At 69.9% G+C, this 15232-nt stretch carries 15 protein-coding genes and 1 pseudogene; 6 read left to right on the top strand and 10 right to left on the bottom strand.

Annotated features, from left to right (window positions below; genetic code table 11):
• Positions 1-31: 31 nt before the first annotated feature.
• Together tnpA and AB0B91_RS14250 are read left to right on the top strand one after the other, a co-directional pair.
• Positions 32-420: pseudogene (gene tnpA / locus AB0B91_RS14245) on the top strand (IS200/IS605 family transposase).
• Between the two features lie 6 nt (positions 421-426).
• Positions 427-954: a transposase gene (locus AB0B91_RS14250; protein WP_358318696.1), complete on the top strand. Its 528-nt coding sequence runs from the start codon at positions 427-429 to the stop codon at positions 952-954.
• 21 nt (positions 955-975) lie between these two features.
• Here AB0B91_RS14250 and AB0B91_RS14255 read toward each other — a convergent pair whose 3' ends face one another.
• The 10 genes from AB0B91_RS14255 to AB0B91_RS14300 form a co-directional block, all read right to left on the bottom strand.
• A complete protein-coding gene (locus AB0B91_RS14255) occupies positions 976-1773 on the bottom strand; it encodes a hypothetical protein (protein WP_358318697.1) in 798 nt (265 codons plus the stop codon).
• Entirely contained in the window at positions 1770-3104 is a 1335-nt protein-coding gene (locus AB0B91_RS14260) for an MlaD family protein (RefSeq protein ID WP_358318698.1), read from the bottom strand. Before AB0B91_RS14260 ends, AB0B91_RS14255 begins: the two co-directional genes overlap by 4 nt.
• Complete coding sequence (locus AB0B91_RS14265) at positions 3101-4123, bottom strand: MlaD family protein (protein ID WP_358318699.1); 1023 nt, start codon at positions 4121-4123, stop codon at positions 3101-3103. The genes AB0B91_RS14260 and AB0B91_RS14265 overlap by 4 nt, the downstream gene beginning before the upstream one ends.
• Positions 4120-5145 carry an MCE family protein gene (locus AB0B91_RS14270; RefSeq protein ID WP_358318700.1) on the bottom strand — a complete coding sequence of 342 codons (1026 nt, stop codon included), beginning with the start codon at positions 5143-5145 and terminating at the stop codon, positions 4120-4122. Before AB0B91_RS14270 ends, AB0B91_RS14265 begins: the two co-directional genes overlap by 4 nt.
• Entirely contained in the window at positions 5142-6167 is a 1026-nt protein-coding gene (locus tag AB0B91_RS14275; protein ID WP_358319198.1) for an MlaD family protein, read from the bottom strand. The genes AB0B91_RS14270 and AB0B91_RS14275 overlap by 4 nt, the downstream gene beginning before the upstream one ends.
• Entirely contained in the window at positions 6167-7225 is a 1059-nt protein-coding gene (locus tag AB0B91_RS14280) for an MlaD family protein (protein ID WP_358318701.1), read from the bottom strand. The genes AB0B91_RS14275 and AB0B91_RS14280 overlap by 1 nt, the downstream gene beginning before the upstream one ends.
• A gap of 1 nt (position 7226) precedes the next feature.
• Positions 7227-8246: an MCE family protein gene (locus AB0B91_RS14285; RefSeq protein WP_358318702.1), complete on the bottom strand. Its 1020-nt coding sequence runs from the start codon at positions 8244-8246 to the stop codon at positions 7227-7229.
• 3 nt (positions 8247-8249) lie between these two features.
• A complete protein-coding gene (locus AB0B91_RS14290; protein WP_358318703.1) occupies positions 8250-9104 on the bottom strand; it encodes an ABC transporter permease in 855 nt (284 codons plus the stop codon).
• Positions 9104-9856: an ABC transporter permease gene (locus tag AB0B91_RS14295; protein ID WP_219533656.1), complete on the bottom strand. Its 753-nt coding sequence runs from the start codon at positions 9854-9856 to the stop codon at positions 9104-9106. The genes AB0B91_RS14290 and AB0B91_RS14295 overlap by 1 nt, the downstream gene beginning before the upstream one ends.
• Positions 9857-10041: 185 nt before the next feature.
• A complete protein-coding gene (locus tag AB0B91_RS14300) occupies positions 10042-11427 on the bottom strand; it encodes an aminopeptidase P family protein (protein WP_358318704.1) in 1386 nt (461 codons plus the stop codon).
• A 162-nt stretch (positions 11428-11589) separates the two neighbouring features.
• Here AB0B91_RS14300 and AB0B91_RS14305 point away from each other — a divergent pair, with 162 nt between their 5' ends.
• From AB0B91_RS14305 to AB0B91_RS14320, 4 genes are read left to right on the top strand one after another with little or no spacing between them, the layout of a single operon-like run.
• Complete coding sequence (locus tag AB0B91_RS14305; protein WP_358318705.1) at positions 11590-12018, top strand: CBS domain-containing protein; 429 nt, start codon at positions 11590-11592, stop codon at positions 12016-12018.
• Between the two features lie 25 nt (positions 12019-12043).
• Positions 12044-12691: a hypothetical protein gene (locus AB0B91_RS14310; RefSeq protein ID WP_358318706.1), complete on the top strand. Its 648-nt coding sequence runs from the start codon at positions 12044-12046 to the stop codon at positions 12689-12691.
• Positions 12692-12741: 50 nt separating this feature from the next.
• Positions 12742-13515 carry a cyclase family protein gene (locus AB0B91_RS14315; RefSeq protein ID WP_358318707.1) on the top strand — a complete coding sequence of 258 codons (774 nt, stop codon included), beginning with the start codon at positions 12742-12744 and terminating at the stop codon, positions 13513-13515.
• The gene (locus tag AB0B91_RS14320; RefSeq protein ID WP_358318708.1) at positions 13512-15200 is read left to right on the top strand and encodes a thiamine pyrophosphate-binding protein; all 1689 of its coding nucleotides are present in this window, start codon (positions 13512-13514) and stop codon (positions 15198-15200) included. The genes AB0B91_RS14315 and AB0B91_RS14320 overlap by 4 nt, the downstream gene beginning before the upstream one ends.
• Positions 15201-15232: the final 32 nt, after the last annotated feature.

Below are 15232 nucleotides of genomic sequence, written 5' to 3' on the forward strand. Positions count from 1 at the left end.
TAGATGGGGCGCCTTCCGTATCCTTCACTGTGTGGCTGTGACCTTGCGAAAGAACAGCAACATCGCCTTCCAGCGCGCCTTCCACATGGCGTGGTGTCCCAGATACCGCCGCGGGTGCTGGGCGGACGCATCGAAGAACGTCTCACGCGGCTCATCGGTGAGGTGACCGAGGAAAAGGGGGCGTGGCTGGTGGAGGTGGAATTCATTTCCGACCATGTTCGTCTGCTGATCGAGGTGGACTCTCAGTTCGGGATCCACAAGCTGGTCAAGGCCATCAAGGGCCGCTCCTGCCGTGTCCTGCGTCAGAAGTTTCCGCGTGTGAAGTCGACGCTGGGGACTAACTCCTGCTTCGTGGCCGGGGTGGGCGGGGCGCCCCTGGACGTCGTCACGCGGTACGTCGAGAACCGGAAGAACCGATGATCGCGGATGCTGACTGGACGCAAGTACCGCTTGGACCTCAGCGAGGCGCTGGCGACCAGGAACATGACTGCCGATGTCGCGCCCAGGCCGGATCCCGAACGGCCGGGCGTGTTCCTGCCGAACGGGGCTGCGAGCAAGTCCGGCCTGAACCGCAGCATTCTGGACAAGGGCTGGCATCGGATCGAGCTGGCCACCCGGAGCAAGGCCCGGTACACGGGCACCTGCGTGATCACTGTTAATCCGGCGTACACCAGTCAGACGTGCAACGTGTGCACGGTGGTAGACCGGAAGTCCCGCGAGAGCCAAGCGGTCTTGCGGTGCACCTCGTGCGGGCAAACCGAGCACGCCGACGTGAACGCCGCCAAGAACATCCTCACCGCCGGGAGGGCGGAGCACGCGCAGCCCCGACCGGGTGTGCGGGTTGGGGCGCGCAAACCACGCACTCGCGTGGGCCGGAAGGCCAACCGCCAAGCAACAGCAGCCCAGGCCACCGCGCAGACGGAGCCCGAGCTGGCTGGAATCCCCCGAACTTAGTCGTGGGGAGCGCTTCAACGGTCAGTCCTTCTTCTTCGAGCCGCTGTCCAGTTTGTACTGGTCCTCTTTGGCCGCGCCGAGCACGGAGACGTCGTGGACCTTCCAGACGCCCTTTTCCTTGACCAAGCTGATCTTCAGATGGGAGTCCTTGACCGAGCGTATCGCCTCCGAGGTGTTGACCTGCTGGTCGACCACGACGATGGCGTGCGCGGTGGCCTCGTCGACGTCCGACAGGTAGACCTCGCGGACGTTCGCCTGTGAGACGGCTTTGAGCTTGACGATGACCTGGGCCATCGCGCCGCCGAACGCCTCGTCGTAGGTGGCCAGGAAGTCGCCCGTGGCCTGGGCCGTCAGCGTGGCGCGGGTGGCCTGCAGGTCCTGGTAGTCGTAGCTGAGCAGGGCCTTGCCGAACGAGCTTGCCGCGCCCGAGACCTCCAGCCGCAGGGCGCGCTCGCTCTCCAGCCGGGCCAGCGAGTCGCGGGCCTGGTTCGCGGAGATCCACTGCAGCGCCGCCGTGGCGGCCAACGCGGCCACCAGCAGGGCCGCCATCACCACCATGATCCGCGCCCGGCCCAGCCGCCCCCGCTCGACCCCGACCGCACCGCCGTCCGGGGCGCTGTCGTTCAAGGCGCTGCCATCCGGGGCGCCGCCATTCGGCGTGGCGCGGTCCGGCGTGGCACCGTTCGAGGCGTGAGCGTCCGGGGCGGTGCTGTCGGAGGGCCTTTCGGTGGGCGCGTCCGAGGGGGGCGGGGCTTCCGGCGCCGGGGCCTCCTCTGCGGCGGCCTGCCGGTCCTCGGTGAGGTCCTGCTTGGTGGTCATGAGTTCTCCTCACGGCGGCGGGCGGCCCGGCTCACCGCAATCCACCCCAAGATGCCACCACTCGCCGCCACCGCGAGGAATATCGCGGCAATCAGCGGAGCGGCGTCCACCGGGGTACGGGACGCGGGCCCGGCAGCCGCGGCGGGCGACTTCGCACCCGCCGCCTCCGGGGTCCGCTCGGGCTCTGCGGTGGCCTTGGCGGCCGGCCGCCTGGTCTGCTCTGTCGTCGGGTCCTTGCGGGGTTTGTCCGCGGCGTCTTCCGTACGGACGGGATCGGCCACGGCGCGGTCGGGGCAGGCACGCAGGCGGGGAACGGTCGGCGGGCCGACCGGACCTGCGTACTCCACGGCCGGTCGCGGGCCGCCTGGGACGCTGAAGACGAACTGCGCCTTGCCGTACACCGTGCCGCCCTCCTTCGCGCTGATGTCGTCCGCCAGGCTCAGCGCCGTGGGCACGATGGCCAGCAGGTGGTGCACGTTCCGTTCGGTCTCCGCGGAGAAGACCGGTTTGTGCGGCAGGCCGGCCGCGGTCAGCAGGCACGACAGGCCCGGTCTGGCCCGCTTGATGGCCCGGTCGAGCTGCCCGAACACGCCCGGCCCCTGGTCCAGGAAGGCGTCGAGGTCGGTACGCGACTCGCGCAGCGTGGCCGTCACCGTGCTCAGGTCCGTGATGCCCGAGGCCAGCTTGTCCTTCCGGCCCGCCAGCGTGTGGGTGAGCTGGGTGAGCTGCACGGACAGGTCGTCGAGCACCTGGGAGTTGTCGGCCAGCGTGCCGGTCAGGTCGTGCGCGTCTTCGATGATGCTCCTGATCGACGACGACCGGCCGTCAAGCGCCACCGCCAGCTCGTGCGTGATCGTCTTGGCGTCCTTGGGCGGCACCGCGGCGAGCAGCTTGCCGACGCCCTCGAACAGCTTCTTGTAGTCGAGCGGCACCGTGGTCTTGGACAGCGGGATCACGTCGCCGGCCGCGAGGGACGGGCCGTTCACGCCGCTCGCGGGCGGCGACAGCTCGACGTACGGCTCGCCGATCGCGGACTTACGCCGTACCTCGGCCGTGCTGGCCTTCGGCAGCCGGATCTCCTTGTCGATGTCCAGCCCCACGATGATCTTGCCGGGCGCCAGCCGTACGTCGCCGACCTTGCCCACCCTCACACCGAGGTAGGCGACGTCGAAGCCGCGGATCAGGCCGGGGGAGGAGACGAACTCCGCCGACACCCGGTAGGGCTTGGTGATCGCGTCGAGCTTGATGATCGTGCTGAACGCCCAGACCGTCATCACGACGCCCAGGACGGCGAAGAAGCCGAGGTTCAGGTAGATGCGGCGGTTCCTCATCGCGGCGGCTCCAGGAGCAGGCGGAAGTCCTCGACCCGGTTGGGCAGCACGCCCGTCTTGCCGTCCGGCAGGAGCCCCTTGTGCTTGGGCAGCAGCAGGCCCTTCAGCCACACGTAGATGAGCACCTGGCCGTTGACCGTGATCGGCGGCGTGTCGATGAATGCCTGGAGCTTGGTCACCAGCGCCTTCAGGTCCTCCCTGCCGCGCAGCATCGAGGAGGTGATCGCGTCGAGCTCGCGCAGCAGCGTGCGCAGCCGGGCGGCGTGGCGCGGGTAGACCGTGAGGTTGGCCTCCTTGGCCAGGTCGGTCAGGGCGATGATGGCCTTCTTCACGTGCTTGCGGCCGTGCGCGAGGCGAGCGGTGGCCGCCGCCAGCGTGCCGGGCAGCCGGTCCAGCTCCTTGCTGCCCCTGGCGAGCTGGTCGCCCAGCTTGGCCAGGGCGTCCACGGTGGTGGCGATGTCCTGGCGGGCCGCGGCGTAGGTGTCGGTCACCTCGGCCGTCTGCTTGATCAGCTTGTTGACGTCGGCGCCCTTGCCGGCGAACGCGGTCGAGGCGGCGTCGAGGATGGCGTTGACGTCCTGGGTGCCGAGCGCCTCGATGAGCGGCCCGGCCTTGGCGGTGACCTGCTCGATGTCCGGCTCGACCGAGGTGTCGGTGATCGTGGCGCCGTTCTTGAGGTACGGGCCCTTCGACAGGTCCTTGCCCGCAGGGGGCGTGAGCTGGACGTAGTTCTCGCCCAGCACCGAGGTCTTGGCCACGGTCGCGGTGCTGCCTTCGGGCACCGGGTGCTCCGACATGATCGACATGGTGACCCTGGCCTGGTAGCCCTGCAGCCGGATGCCGGTGACCGTGCCCACCCGTACGTCCGAGATCTGCACGCTGTGCCCGGTCACCAGGCTCTGTACGTCGTCGAAGGTGGCGTTGATCGTCAGGTCGCCGCCGGTGGCGCCGAGCGTCTGGAGCGAGCATGAGGCGGTGATGGCCAGCGCGAGCAGCCCCGACAGGACACGTGCCTTCATCGCGCCTTCTTTTCGTAGGGGCAGTTGCTGAGGCCGGCGGGCAGGCACGGCACCTTGCCGAGGTTCAGGGCGTCGAACAGCGGGGTCAGCCAGGCCCTGGTCATCGCGTTGAGCACCACGCGGATCTTCAGCACGTGCTGCTTCTTGTCCCACGAGTCGATCAGGATGTCGGCGAAGTCCGCCGCGCCCTTGATCGCCTGGGCCATCGACGCGCTGTTCGCCCGGACCGTCAGCACCAGCTCGGCCAGCGTGCCGGCGGCCTGCGGGAGCCGTTCGGAATAGGCTTCGATGATCACGTCGCCGCGGCGGACGAAGCCGGCCATGCCCGAGATGAACGTGCGCAGCTGCCGCCGCTCCTCGGCCAGGATGGCGCTGGCCTCGGCGAAGGAGTCGATGGCGCCCGTCACCTGGTCCTGCCGCTTGTTCAGGCTGGTGGCCAGCTTGTTCAGGCCCTTGGCCAGGTCGATGAGCTGCTGGTCCTGCTTGGCCAGCGTGTCGGTGAGGTGCGCGGTGTCGGCGATCGCGTTGTTGACCGTCTTGCCGCGGCCCCTGACGCTGTCGGCGAGGTTGCCCGCGACGTCGCCCAGCTTGTCGGAGTCCAGCGCGTCGGTCAGCTTGGTGAACGCGTCGAGCGCGTCGTCGATCTCCACCGGCAGGTCGGTGCGCTCCAGCGGGATGGTGGCGCCGGAGGCGATCCGCTGGTCGCCGGGCTTCCACGGCGGGTAGAGCACCACGTTCCGCTCGCCCAGCGTGTTCTGCGGCGCGACCACGGCCTTGACGTTGGCGGGCAGCGGCACCTCACGGTCCACCGACAGCTCGACGCGTACCTTGTCACCGTCGATCCGGATGCTCGTCACGTATCCGGCGTCGAGCCCCATCACCTTCACCCGCGCCTGCTCGTACAGTGACGGCGCCTTGCTGAAGATCGCGGTCAGCCGGTACGGCTCCGCGCCGAGCAGCGTGCACCCGCCGCTGCCCGCCAGCAGCGTCACGGCCAGCAGGACCGCCAGTAAGCGGGTCATCTGTCGTTCTTCCTGTCTTTGGCGATGGCGCCGAGCACCTCCGGGTCGATGGGGCCCAGGCCCGTGGCTATGGCCTCGAGCCACGGGCCTTGGCCGCCCATCGTGGACAGCCCGGAGAACGTCGGGCCGGCCCACGCCAGGAGCGCGTTGAACTCCTTGTTGCCGCTGTTCAGCTTGGTGGTGATCGCGCCGGTGTCGTCGAGGACCCGGACCAGCGTCCCCTCGTGTTCGTTGATCAGCCGGGTGGTGCTCTGGACGAGGTCGCTGCCGTCGCCGAGCAGCGTGCGCAGCTCGTTGCGGCGCGAGCGCAGCTCGTCCAGCATGACCTCGATGGCGTCGATGAGGCGGGCGAGTTGCTTGTCCTTGCGCTCCAGGACATTCATGATCTTGGTGCCGTTGTCGAGGAGCTTCTGCAACTGCGGTTCGCTCTCGCTGATGGTGTCGGACAGGTCGCCGATGTTCTTCAGCAGCTTGGTGATCCGGCCGCGCTTGCTGGTGTCGATCTTGCCCAGCTCGGTCAGCAGGTCGTCCACGGCCTTGGTGTCGAGCTTCTGGACCAGGTGGGTGGCGTCCTTGATGGCGTCGTTGATCAGCGTGGGGACGCCCGTCCGTGTCACCGGGATCCGCCGCTGCGCCTCGGGGAGCTGGTCGATGTACGGGGCGGCGACGGGGCCGGACAGCTTGACGTACCGGCCGCCGAGCAGGTTGGACAGCGTGATGTCGGCCCGGGTGGCGCGGCCGAGCCGTACGTCGGTGTCGACCTTCCAGGTGACGACCACGTTGCCCTGGCCGTAGTCGGGCCGCACCTCGGTGACCTTGCCGACGCGTACGCCCGCGACCCGCACGTCGTTGCCGGTGCGCAGGCCGCCGGAGTCCACGAACGTGCCGGACATGTAGTAGCCGCCTTCGAGCAGCCCGAGGTTGCCGACCAGGAAGGTGGCCACGAGGACCGCGCCGAGCACCGCCAGCGAGACCAGGCCGACGACGATCTTGTTGCGGTCGCGGAAGGACTTGAGCGCCATCACTCACCGACCATGAGCTTCTGCAGGTCTTTCGAGCTCTGGATCCGCGTGCTGCCGCGCAGCGGGGGCGGCGTCTTCATCGGGTACGGGCAGGGAGCGGCGCTCAGCGCCAGGCAGGGGACCGCGGTGATGAAGTAGTGGCCGCGATCGACGCTGGAGTAGGCGCGGGCGAACAGCGGCTGGAACGTGCTGATCGTCTTGTCGATCTCGCCCACGTGCCGCCTGATGCCGCCGGTCAGGCCGGACAGGTGGTCGACCAGCGCGCCCAGCTCGTCGGCGTTCTTGCCGAGCACCTCGTTGGAGGTGTGGACGGTGGTCGAGAGCCGCACGATCGAGTCGTCGATCAGCTTGCGGTTGGCGGCGAACGCCTCGGAGAGTGTGACCAGGTTGTCGACGAGCTGCTCGATCTGCTGGTCGCGCTGGGCGACCACGCCGGTGACGGTGGCGTAGTCCTTCAGCAGCCCCTGGATCGTCCGCTTGCGCTCGTTGATCGTGCCGGTGATGGCGTTGACGTTGTCGAGCAGCCGCGGGATGTTCTTGTCGTTGCCCTTCAGGGACTTGGCGGCGGCGGTGAGCAGCTGGTTGATCTGGTCCGGGTCCAGGCTGCGGGTCAGCGGGCCGAGGTCGCTCACCAGCGCGCCGATGTCGACCACGGACGAGGTGCGGATCACCCGCGAGCCGGGGGCGAGCCGGCCGGGCGCGGTGCCGGGGAGCAGGTAGACGACCCGCTGGCCGACCGCGTTGCGCCACCTGATCGCGGCCTCGGTGTCCGACGGCACCCGGACGGCGTCCTGGACCTCCATGGTGACCTCGGCGCGGCCGTTCACCACCTTGATCGTGTCGACCTGGCCCACAGGCGCCCCGGCGATCTTCACCTGGTCGCCCTCCGTCAGCCCCGACACATCATCAAATGTCGCGGTAAGGCGGTATCCGCTGCCGGTGCTGACCCGGGCGATCTGTACGGCGATCAGCACGGCGAGCGTCAGCGTCACGCCGACGAACAGGACGACGCGCAGCAGCGTCCACCGGCGGGTCACCCGTTCCCTGGACAGCGCCACGTCAGTCCCTCCCGTCGGTCGGGCCGCAGGAGCCGACGACGAGCTCGCAGATGTCGGTCGAGACGAACGCCTCCACCTGCAGCTGGCGGGTGTTGCCGGGGCCCGGCGCCTCGATCAGCTTGTTCAGCAGGTCGACCAGCCGGTTCAGGCCGCGTACGCCGTCACCGGCCAGGCCGAGCTGGGCGTAGATGAGCGCGGCCACCCGCTCGCCCGAGTGGACGCCCGCCCGCAGGTCCTGCCGGTGCTTGCGCAGGCCGTGCGCGGCCAGGTCGGAGACCGAGGTGACCTCCTGGAGCAGGACCCGCACCTTGTCAGCCCGTTCCAGCAGGTCGGGGGTGATGACGTTGACGTCGGAGGAGATCGACACCAGTTCGTCGCCCTTGTCCGACAGCGCGGTGGACAGCCCGGCCGCGTCGTGCAGGAACTGCCTGGCCCGCGCGCGCTGCCGGTGTGCGACATCGACGACCGTGCCCGCGTCGTCGATGAGCTCGCGCAGCCGCGTCCCCTCGCCGTCGAGCCCCTGGGCCAGCGTGTGCACGATGACGGTGACCTCACGCGGGTCGACGGCGTTCAGGCCGCGGTAGGCGGCGCCGAGCGTGTCGGACAGGTCGAGCGGCTCCTCGGTCGTGGTGATGACCGCCCCGCTCGCCAGGTAGGGGCCGGTGGTCTCGCCCGCGCCGAGCTTGAGGTCGACGAACTTGGGCCCGAACACCGACGACGGCTCGACGGCCGCGACGGTGGTGCCCGGCAGCCGGACGCCGGGCTCGATGGCCATGCTCACCACGGCCTTGCCCTTGGCGTCGAGCGACACCTTCGTCACGTCGCCGACCGTGATGCCGCGGATCTTGACGGGGGACTGGGTGTCCAGGCCCTGACCGGCCCGGTCGAACACGGCGTCGATCCTGGTGCCGCTGATCTCGGACGCGGTGCGTACGATGAAGATCGTCGTCGCCGCGAGCACCAGGATGAGCGCGAGCGCGATGCCCGCGCGCACCGGCAGGGAGAACCCGTCGCGTCCCATCGCTCACCCCGTCAGCTTCACGCTGCCGCCGTTACCCCAGAACAGGAACGACAGCAGCAGGTTGAGCAGGACGATCGTGACGATCGACTGACGGATCGCGCGCCCCGCCGCCACCCCCACGCCCACCGGGCCGCCGGTGGCGTAGAAGCCGTAGTAGCAGTGGATGACGACGACGGTGAAGGCGAAGATGGCCACCTTGGTGACGCTGAACACGATGTCGCTGACCGGCAGGTACAGGTAGAAGTAGTAGTCGTAGACGCCCGGCGCCAGCCCGAACAGGACCGTGCTCATCAGCCGGGTGGCGAAGAAACTGGCGAACAGCGCGATCAGGTAGATCGGCACCAGCGCCAGCAGCGCCGCGACCACCCGGGTGCAGATCAGGTAGGTGAAGGCGTTGATGCCCATCACCTCCAGCGCGTCGATCTCCTCGGAGATCCGCATCGCGCCGAGTTCGGCGGTGAACGACGAGCCGACCTGCGCGGCCAGCGCGGTCGCGGCGATGATCGGGGTGATCTCGCGTACGTTGGCGAAGCTGCCGACCAGGCCCATGAACGACTCGGCGCCGATCGCCGCCAGCCCCTGGTAGCCCTGCAGGCCCACGGTCGCACCGACGACGAAGGCCATCGTGAACACCACGAAGATCATGCCGCCGCCGATGACGGTCGCGCCGACGCCCACCACCACGTCGCTGACCTGACGGGTGACGACCTTGAAGTATTTCAGCCGGAGGATCACGTCGCGGACCGAGTAGAACAGCACCTTCCACACGAACAGCGGCCAGTTGGCCAGGGTCGCGAACCGCTCCGCCCATTCGCGCCCGGTGACGGCGGCCCTGAGGCCGGCCGTACGCGTGACCATCACAGCGCCTTCGGCGGGTAGGCGAGGAAGTAGACCGCGGAGATCACGTAGTTGAACGCGAACACCAGCATGAACGTGACCACCGTCGACTGGTTGACCGCGCGGCCCACGCCGACGGGGCTGGTGGCGCAGGTCATGCCCTTGTAGCAGGCGACGGCCGCGGCGATGAAGCCGAAGATCCACGCTTTGAACAGGGTCACGTAGAGGTCGGAGCTCACCACGAGGGACAGCGCGCCGTCGAAGTACGCGCCGGAGGTCACGCCCTGTACGACCACGTTGAAGAAGTAGCCGCCGCTGGCCCCGGCCAGGATGACCAGCGGGCACAGGCAGACCGCGACCGTGCTGGCCGCCCACATGCGCGGCGTGACCAGGCGGTGGATCGGATTGACCGACATCACCTCCATGGCGCTCAGCTCGTCACGGATGTGCCGCGCGCCGATGTCGGAGGTCATCGCGCTGCCGCCGGCCCCGGCGATCAGCAGGGCGCTGGCCAGCGGCGCCACCTCCCGGATGAGCCCGACGAACACGGCGCTCCCGGTGGCGGACGCCGCGCCGAGCTGCCAGGCCAGGTCGCCCACCTGCAACGCCACGGTCGCGCCGAGGGGTAACGAGACGAGCAGCACCGGCACACTGGTCACCCGGGCCAGGAACCAGCACTGGTCGACGAACTCCCACCACCAGCTCCGGACGTCCCAGCTACGGCGCAATCCCTCCAGGACGATGACGAAGAGGTCGCCTACCTGGCCCAGCACGGACACGGCCTTGCGGCCCACGTATCCGGACAACTGACCACCTCGTAACCAGCCGACTACGGAGCAGTAACCCTACTGACGGGCTGTCTAGTAAGTCGATGCTTTCGCTGGAATTTGAGGAAAAGGTATGAGACCCAGGTCACATGTTGTCAGCTCGCTACGAAATGTGATCGCTTCGTAGCCGTTCAGCCCAGCAGAGTGGCCATCCACGATTCGACGTCGGCGGGGTGGCGGGGGAGGGCGGCGGACATCAGGCGGGCGCCGTCGGCGGTGATCACCAGGTCGTCCTCGATCCGGATGCCCAGCCCCCGGAACTCCGCCGGCAGCGTGAGATCGTCGGGCTGCAGGTAGAGGCCAGGCTCGACGGTGAGCACCTGGCCTTCCTCCAGCACGCCGTCCAGGTAGACCTCGGATCGCGCGCGGGCGCAGTCGTGCACGTCCAGGCCGAGCATGTGGCCGCTGCTGCACAGCGTGTAGCGCCTGTACAGGCCCGACTCCATCAGTGCGTCCGGCGAGTCGCGCAGCAGTCCCCAGTCGTGCAGGCCCTCGCTGATGACGCGCATCGCCGCCAGGTGGAAGTCGCGGAAGCGGGCGCCGGGCTTGAGGGCGGCGATCCCCGCCGTCTGCGCCTCGTACACCAGCTCGTACGCCTGCCGCTGCACCGGGCTGAAGCGGCCGGACAGGGGCAGCGTGCGGGTGACGTCGGCCGTGTAGAGGGTGTCGGACTCGACGCCCGCGTCGAGCAGCAGGAGGTCGTCGGCGTCGAGGCGGCCGTCGTTGCGGATCCAGTGGAGCACGCACGCGTGCGCGCCGGAGGCGACGATGCTGGGGTAGCCGACCGCGTTGCCCTCCAGGCGCGAACGGAGCCCGAACACGCCCTCCAGGTAGCGCTCGCCCCGCGGGTGCCCGAGTGCGGCGGGCAGCGCGCGTACGACGTCCTCGAAGCCGCGCGCGGTGGCGTCGACCGCCGACTGCAGCTCGCCGATCTCCCACTCGTCCTTGATCAGTCGCAGCTCCGCCAGGAAGCTCTCGAACTCCGCGTCGCCCGGCAGCAGCGCGTCGACCGCCGCGTCCACTCCGCCCAGCACCCTGGCGGGCCCCTTCAGCGACAGGTCGCGGATGTGGGCGCAGCCGATCTGGTAGAGCTCGGCGGCCTCCGCCAGGTCGGGCCGCCGGCCCACCCAGAACTCGCCATAACGCCTGTCGCGGTAGAACTCCTCGCCGTCCTCGCGCGGCGAGCGCGGCCTGAGGTACAGCGTGGCCTCGCCCGACGGCTCGATGACGAGCACGTCACCCGGCTCACCCGCGCCCGTCAGATAGGAGAACGCGCTGTGCGGCCGGAACGGGTAGTCGCTGTCGTTGCTGCGCACCTTCAGCGTCCCCGACGGCACGACGAGCCGCTCGCCGGGGAAGCGGGCGGCGAGCGCGGCGCGGCGCCGGGCCGCCCAGGGCGCGATCGGCAGCGCCGCCACGTCGGTGCGCCGGGTGTCGGCCCAGCCCGTCCGCATGAACGCGGCGAGTTCCGCGGTGATGGGCAGATCGTGGCTGCCGGTATTGAGCGGCTCTGTCATGACGCATCCTGTTTCACAAGGTCCGTTTACGGCATGCAGCCTACGGGAATGCTTGACGGCCTCCCTACCTGCTTGCTTGCCTGAAAGTGAGGCGGGCGGGGCGCATAACCGGAGCCCGCTCGGGGTAACTGCTCGGGATAACTGAGAGCCGAGGTGGTTCAGATGCTCATCGGGACGATTCTGCGCGGCAAGGGAAGCGATGTGACGACCGTGACGCCGGAAGCCACGGTCCGCGAGCTGCTGGCCAAGCTCGCCGAGCGCAACATCGGCGCCGTGGTCGTCTCCGCCGACGGCACGACGATCACCGGCATCGTGTCCGAGCGCGACGTGGTCCGGCGCCTGCACGATCGCGGCGCGGCCGTGCTCGACCAGCCGGTCTCCGCGATCATGACCTCTGAGGTACGCACGGTCGGCCCGCACGACAACGTCGACGAGCTGCGCCGGACCATGACCACGCACCGCTTCCGCCACATGCCCGTGGTCGAGGACGGGCGGCTGGTCGGCATCGTGAGCATCGGTGACGTGGTCAAGAGCGCGATCGAGGAGCTGGAGACGGAGAAGGCGTCGCTGGTCGACTACCTCCACCGTTGACACGGGTGGGACGCTGGTGCCCGTGATGTACGGGCCTCCTCCCGAATACCAGTCGGCTCCTGAATATCCTCGGGCGACGAAAAGTCCGCCGATCATCCTGCTCGTCTCCGGGCTGACCTGCGTGCTGGGGTTCCTGCTCGGGTTCTTCGTCGGGCTGGGCTCGGGGGAGACGACGGACTCGTCCGCTGCCGCGCCCCAGGTGACGGTGACGATCGAGGAGTCGACCCCGCCGGCCGACCAGCAGACAGCCCAGCCCGACTCGACCGCGTCCAGTCCGGCCGACCTGGGCCCGACGGGCTCGGCTCCGACGGGCTCGGACCCGGCCGGCTCGGCTCCGACAGGCTCGGCTCCGACGGGCTTGGGCCCAACCGCGTCGAGTCCGGCTGGTTCGGGTCCGACCGCGTCCGCGCCGGTCGGCTCGTCCGCTCCGCCGGGCGGACTCGCCGCCACGCGGACGCTCATCGTGGGCGTGGACATCCAGCCCGGCAACTACCGTACGACGGGTCCCGTGTCGGGCGCGGCCAAGTGCTACTGGGCCCGGATGAAGAGCGCGTCGGCCCAGGTCAGCGATGTGATCTCGGCCGGGATGCCCGCGGGCCCCGCCACCGTGACGATCATGGCCACCGACAAGGCGTTCCAGACGGCCGGCTGCGCCGAATGGACCAAAGCTTGAGATGTTCGGCCGATATAGAACAATGCAGCCAGCCCATCAAGGAGGATGACATGTCGATCTTGCGGAGCCTGGTGGAGAGCCTGCGCGGTGGCGCCATCGAGGTGGTCGATCTCACCTCGCCGCTGTCGCCCGAGACACCGATCCTCCAGTTGCCCGAGCCGTTCGGCAACACGATCCCGTTCCGGCTGGAGGAGATCAGCCGCTACGACGACCGTGGCCCCGCCTGGTACTGGAACGACATCCACACCGGCGAGCACACCGGCACCCACTTCGACGCGCCGATCCACTGGGTGACCGGCCGCGACGGCCAGGACGTCTCTCAGGTGCCGGTGTCGAGCCTGCTGGCGCCCGCCGTCGTGCTCGACCTGTCGGCGGAGGCGGAGAAGGACCCCGACTTCCTGCTCCAGATCGACCACGTCAAGGAGTGGGAGCGGGTCAACGGCCCGCTGCCCGACGGCGGCTGGCTCCTCTACCGCACCGGCTGGGACGCCAGGTCCGCCGACCAGGCCGCCTTCCTGAACGCCAACGAGACCGGCCCGCACACCCCCGGCATCTCGGTTGAATGCGCCAGTTGGCTGGCCGACGAGACGCCCATCCTCGGGCTCGGCGTCGAGACCGTCGGCACCGACGCGGGCGCCGCCCACTCCTTCGACCCGGCCTTCCCCTGCCACTCGTTCCTGCTGGGGGCGGGTAAGTACGGCCTGACCCAGCTACGCAACCTCGACCGCCTGCCGGTCACCGGCGCCGTCGTCCTGGCCCCGCCGCTGCCGATCGTGGGGGGTTCCGGGAGCCCCGTGCGGGTGCTGGCCCTGGTCGAGAGATGATCGTCGCCGAGGCTGTCGGGCGGGTGCTGGCCGAGGTCGGGGCCGACACCGCGTTCGGCGTGGTGGGCAGCGGCAACTTCCACGTCACCAACGCCCTCGTGGAGCACGGCGTACGCTTCGTCGCCGCCCGCCACGAGGGCGGGGCCGCCACCATGGCCGACGCGTACGCCAGGATGAGCGGCAAGGTCGGGATCGTCTCCGTCCACCAGGGCCCCGGCCTCACCAACGCCATGACCGGGATCGCCGAGGCGGCCAAGAGCCGTACTCCGATGATCGTGCTCACCGGCGAGGCGACGGACGTACGTTCCAACTTCCACGTCGACCAGGACGCGCTGGCGGCGGCGGTCGGCGCGGTGCCCCTCCGCGTCACCGCGGCCGGCGGGGCGGTCGAGGACACGCTGTCGGCCTACCGCACGGCCGTCCGCGAGCGGCGCACGGTGGTGCTCAACCTGCCGCTCGACGTGCAGCAGGAGACCGTCCCGTGGCGCGGCCTCATCGGCGAGTCCCTCGTGGTGGCCGGCGCCGTCGACCCGGCCTTCAGTACGCCTCCGGCCGCGGAGATCGACGCGCTGGCCAGGCTGCTGGCGAAGGCGCGGCGGCCGGTGTTCATCGCCGGGCGCGGTGCCCGGCACGCCAGGGCCGAACTGGAAGAGCTGGCCGCCGCCACCGGCGCGCTGCTCGCGACCTCCGCGGTCGCCAAGGGCCTGTTCCGTGGCAGCCCGTGGGATCTGGACGTGAGCGGCGGGTTCGCCACGCCCCTGGCCGCCGAGCTGATCCGCGACGCCGACCTCGTCGTGGGATGGGGCTGCGCGCTCAACATGTGGACCACCCGCCACGGCCGGTTGATCGGCGAGCACACCACGCTCGTCCAGGTGGATGTCGACCAGAGCGCGCTGGGCGTCCATCGGCCGGTCGGCCTCGGCCTGGTCGGCGACACGGCCGCCACGGCCCGTACGACCTTGCACGCCCTCGAATCCACGGCCGCCACGGCCCTGCACGCCCTCGAATCCACGGGCGGCCCTGAGCGCGGCTACCGGTCGGCGGAGGTCGCCGGGCGGATCCGGGCCGAGGGCAGGTGGCAGGCGGTGCGGTACGACGACGAGGGCGGCGACGGGCGGATCGACCCCAGGACGCTCACGATCGGGCTGGACGAACTGCTGCCCGCCGAGCGGATCGTGGCCGTCGACTCCGGCAACTTCATGGGCTACCCGGCCATGTTCCTCGACGTACCCGACGAGCGGGGGTTCTGCTTCACGCAGGCGTTCCAGTCGATCGGGCTGGGGCTGGCGACCGCGATCGGCGCCGCGCTCGCCCAGCCCGACCGGCTGCCGGTGGCCGCGCTGGGTGACGGCGGGGCGCTGATGGGCATCGCCGAGTTCGAGACCGTCGTACGCCTCGGCCTGCCGATGGTGATCGTGGTCTACGACGATGAGGCGTACGGCGCCGAGGTCCACCACTTCGGGCCGCACGGGCACCCGCTCGGCACGGTCACGTTCCCGCCGGCCGACCTGGCCGCGATCGCCACCGGCTACGGCTTCGCGGCCGTGACGGTCACCGGGGCCGGTGACCTGGCCGGGGTGGCCGAATGGCTGAAGGGCCCCAGGGACCGACCGCTGCTGGTCCACGCCAAGGTCACCAGGGAGCGCGGCTCGTGGTGGCTGGAGGAGGCGTTCAAGGGCCACTGAGCTTGCGCGGCTCGTGGGGGCCAGGGGAGGCG

The sequence above is a fragment of the Nonomuraea sp. NPDC049141 genome (genome assembly GCF_040648415.1).
Lineage (GTDB): Bacteria > Actinomycetota > Actinomycetes > Streptosporangiales > Streptosporangiaceae > Nonomuraea.

Bases quoted from the DNA above. Each gene is read 5' to 3' on its own strand.
- AB0B91_RS14275 (WP_358319198.1), bottom strand. From the start codon at position 6,167: ATGGCGCTCAAGTCCTTCCGCGACCGCAACAAGATCGTCGTCGGCCTG.
- AB0B91_RS14320 (WP_358318708.1), top strand. From the start codon at position 13,512: ATGATCGTCGCCGAGGCTGTCGGGCGGGTGCTGGCCGAGGTCGGGGCC.
- AB0B91_RS14300 (WP_358318704.1), bottom strand. From the start codon at position 11,427: ATGACAGAGCCGCTCAATACCGGCAGCCACGATCTGCCCATCACCGCG.
- AB0B91_RS14285 (WP_358318702.1), bottom strand. From the start codon at position 8,246: ATGGGACGCGACGGGTTCTCCCTGCCGGTGCGCGCGGGCATCGCGCTC.
- AB0B91_RS14315 (WP_358318707.1), top strand. From the start codon at position 12,742: ATGTCGATCTTGCGGAGCCTGGTGGAGAGCCTGCGCGGTGGCGCCATC.
- AB0B91_RS14305 (WP_358318705.1), top strand. From the start codon at position 11,590: ATGCTCATCGGGACGATTCTGCGCGGCAAGGGAAGCGATGTGACGACC.
- AB0B91_RS14255 (WP_358318697.1), bottom strand. From the start codon at position 1,773: ATGACCACCAAGCAGGACCTCACCGAGGACCGGCAGGCCGCCGCAGAG.
- AB0B91_RS14310 (WP_358318706.1), top strand. From the start codon at position 12,044: ATGTACGGGCCTCCTCCCGAATACCAGTCGGCTCCTGAATATCCTCGG.
- AB0B91_RS14265 (WP_358318699.1), bottom strand. From the start codon at position 4,123: ATGAAGGCACGTGTCCTGTCGGGGCTGCTCGCGCTGGCCATCACCGCC.
- AB0B91_RS14290 (WP_358318703.1), bottom strand. From the start codon at position 9,104: ATGGTCACGCGTACGGCCGGCCTCAGGGCCGCCGTCACCGGGCGCGAA.
- AB0B91_RS14270 (WP_358318700.1), bottom strand. From the start codon at position 5,145: ATGACCCGCTTACTGGCGGTCCTGCTGGCCGTGACGCTGCTGGCGGGC.
- AB0B91_RS14260 (WP_358318698.1), bottom strand. From the start codon at position 3,104: ATGAGGAACCGCCGCATCTACCTGAACCTCGGCTTCTTCGCCGTCCTG.
- AB0B91_RS14250 (WP_358318696.1), top strand. From the start codon at position 427: ATGCTGACTGGACGCAAGTACCGCTTGGACCTCAGCGAGGCGCTGGCG.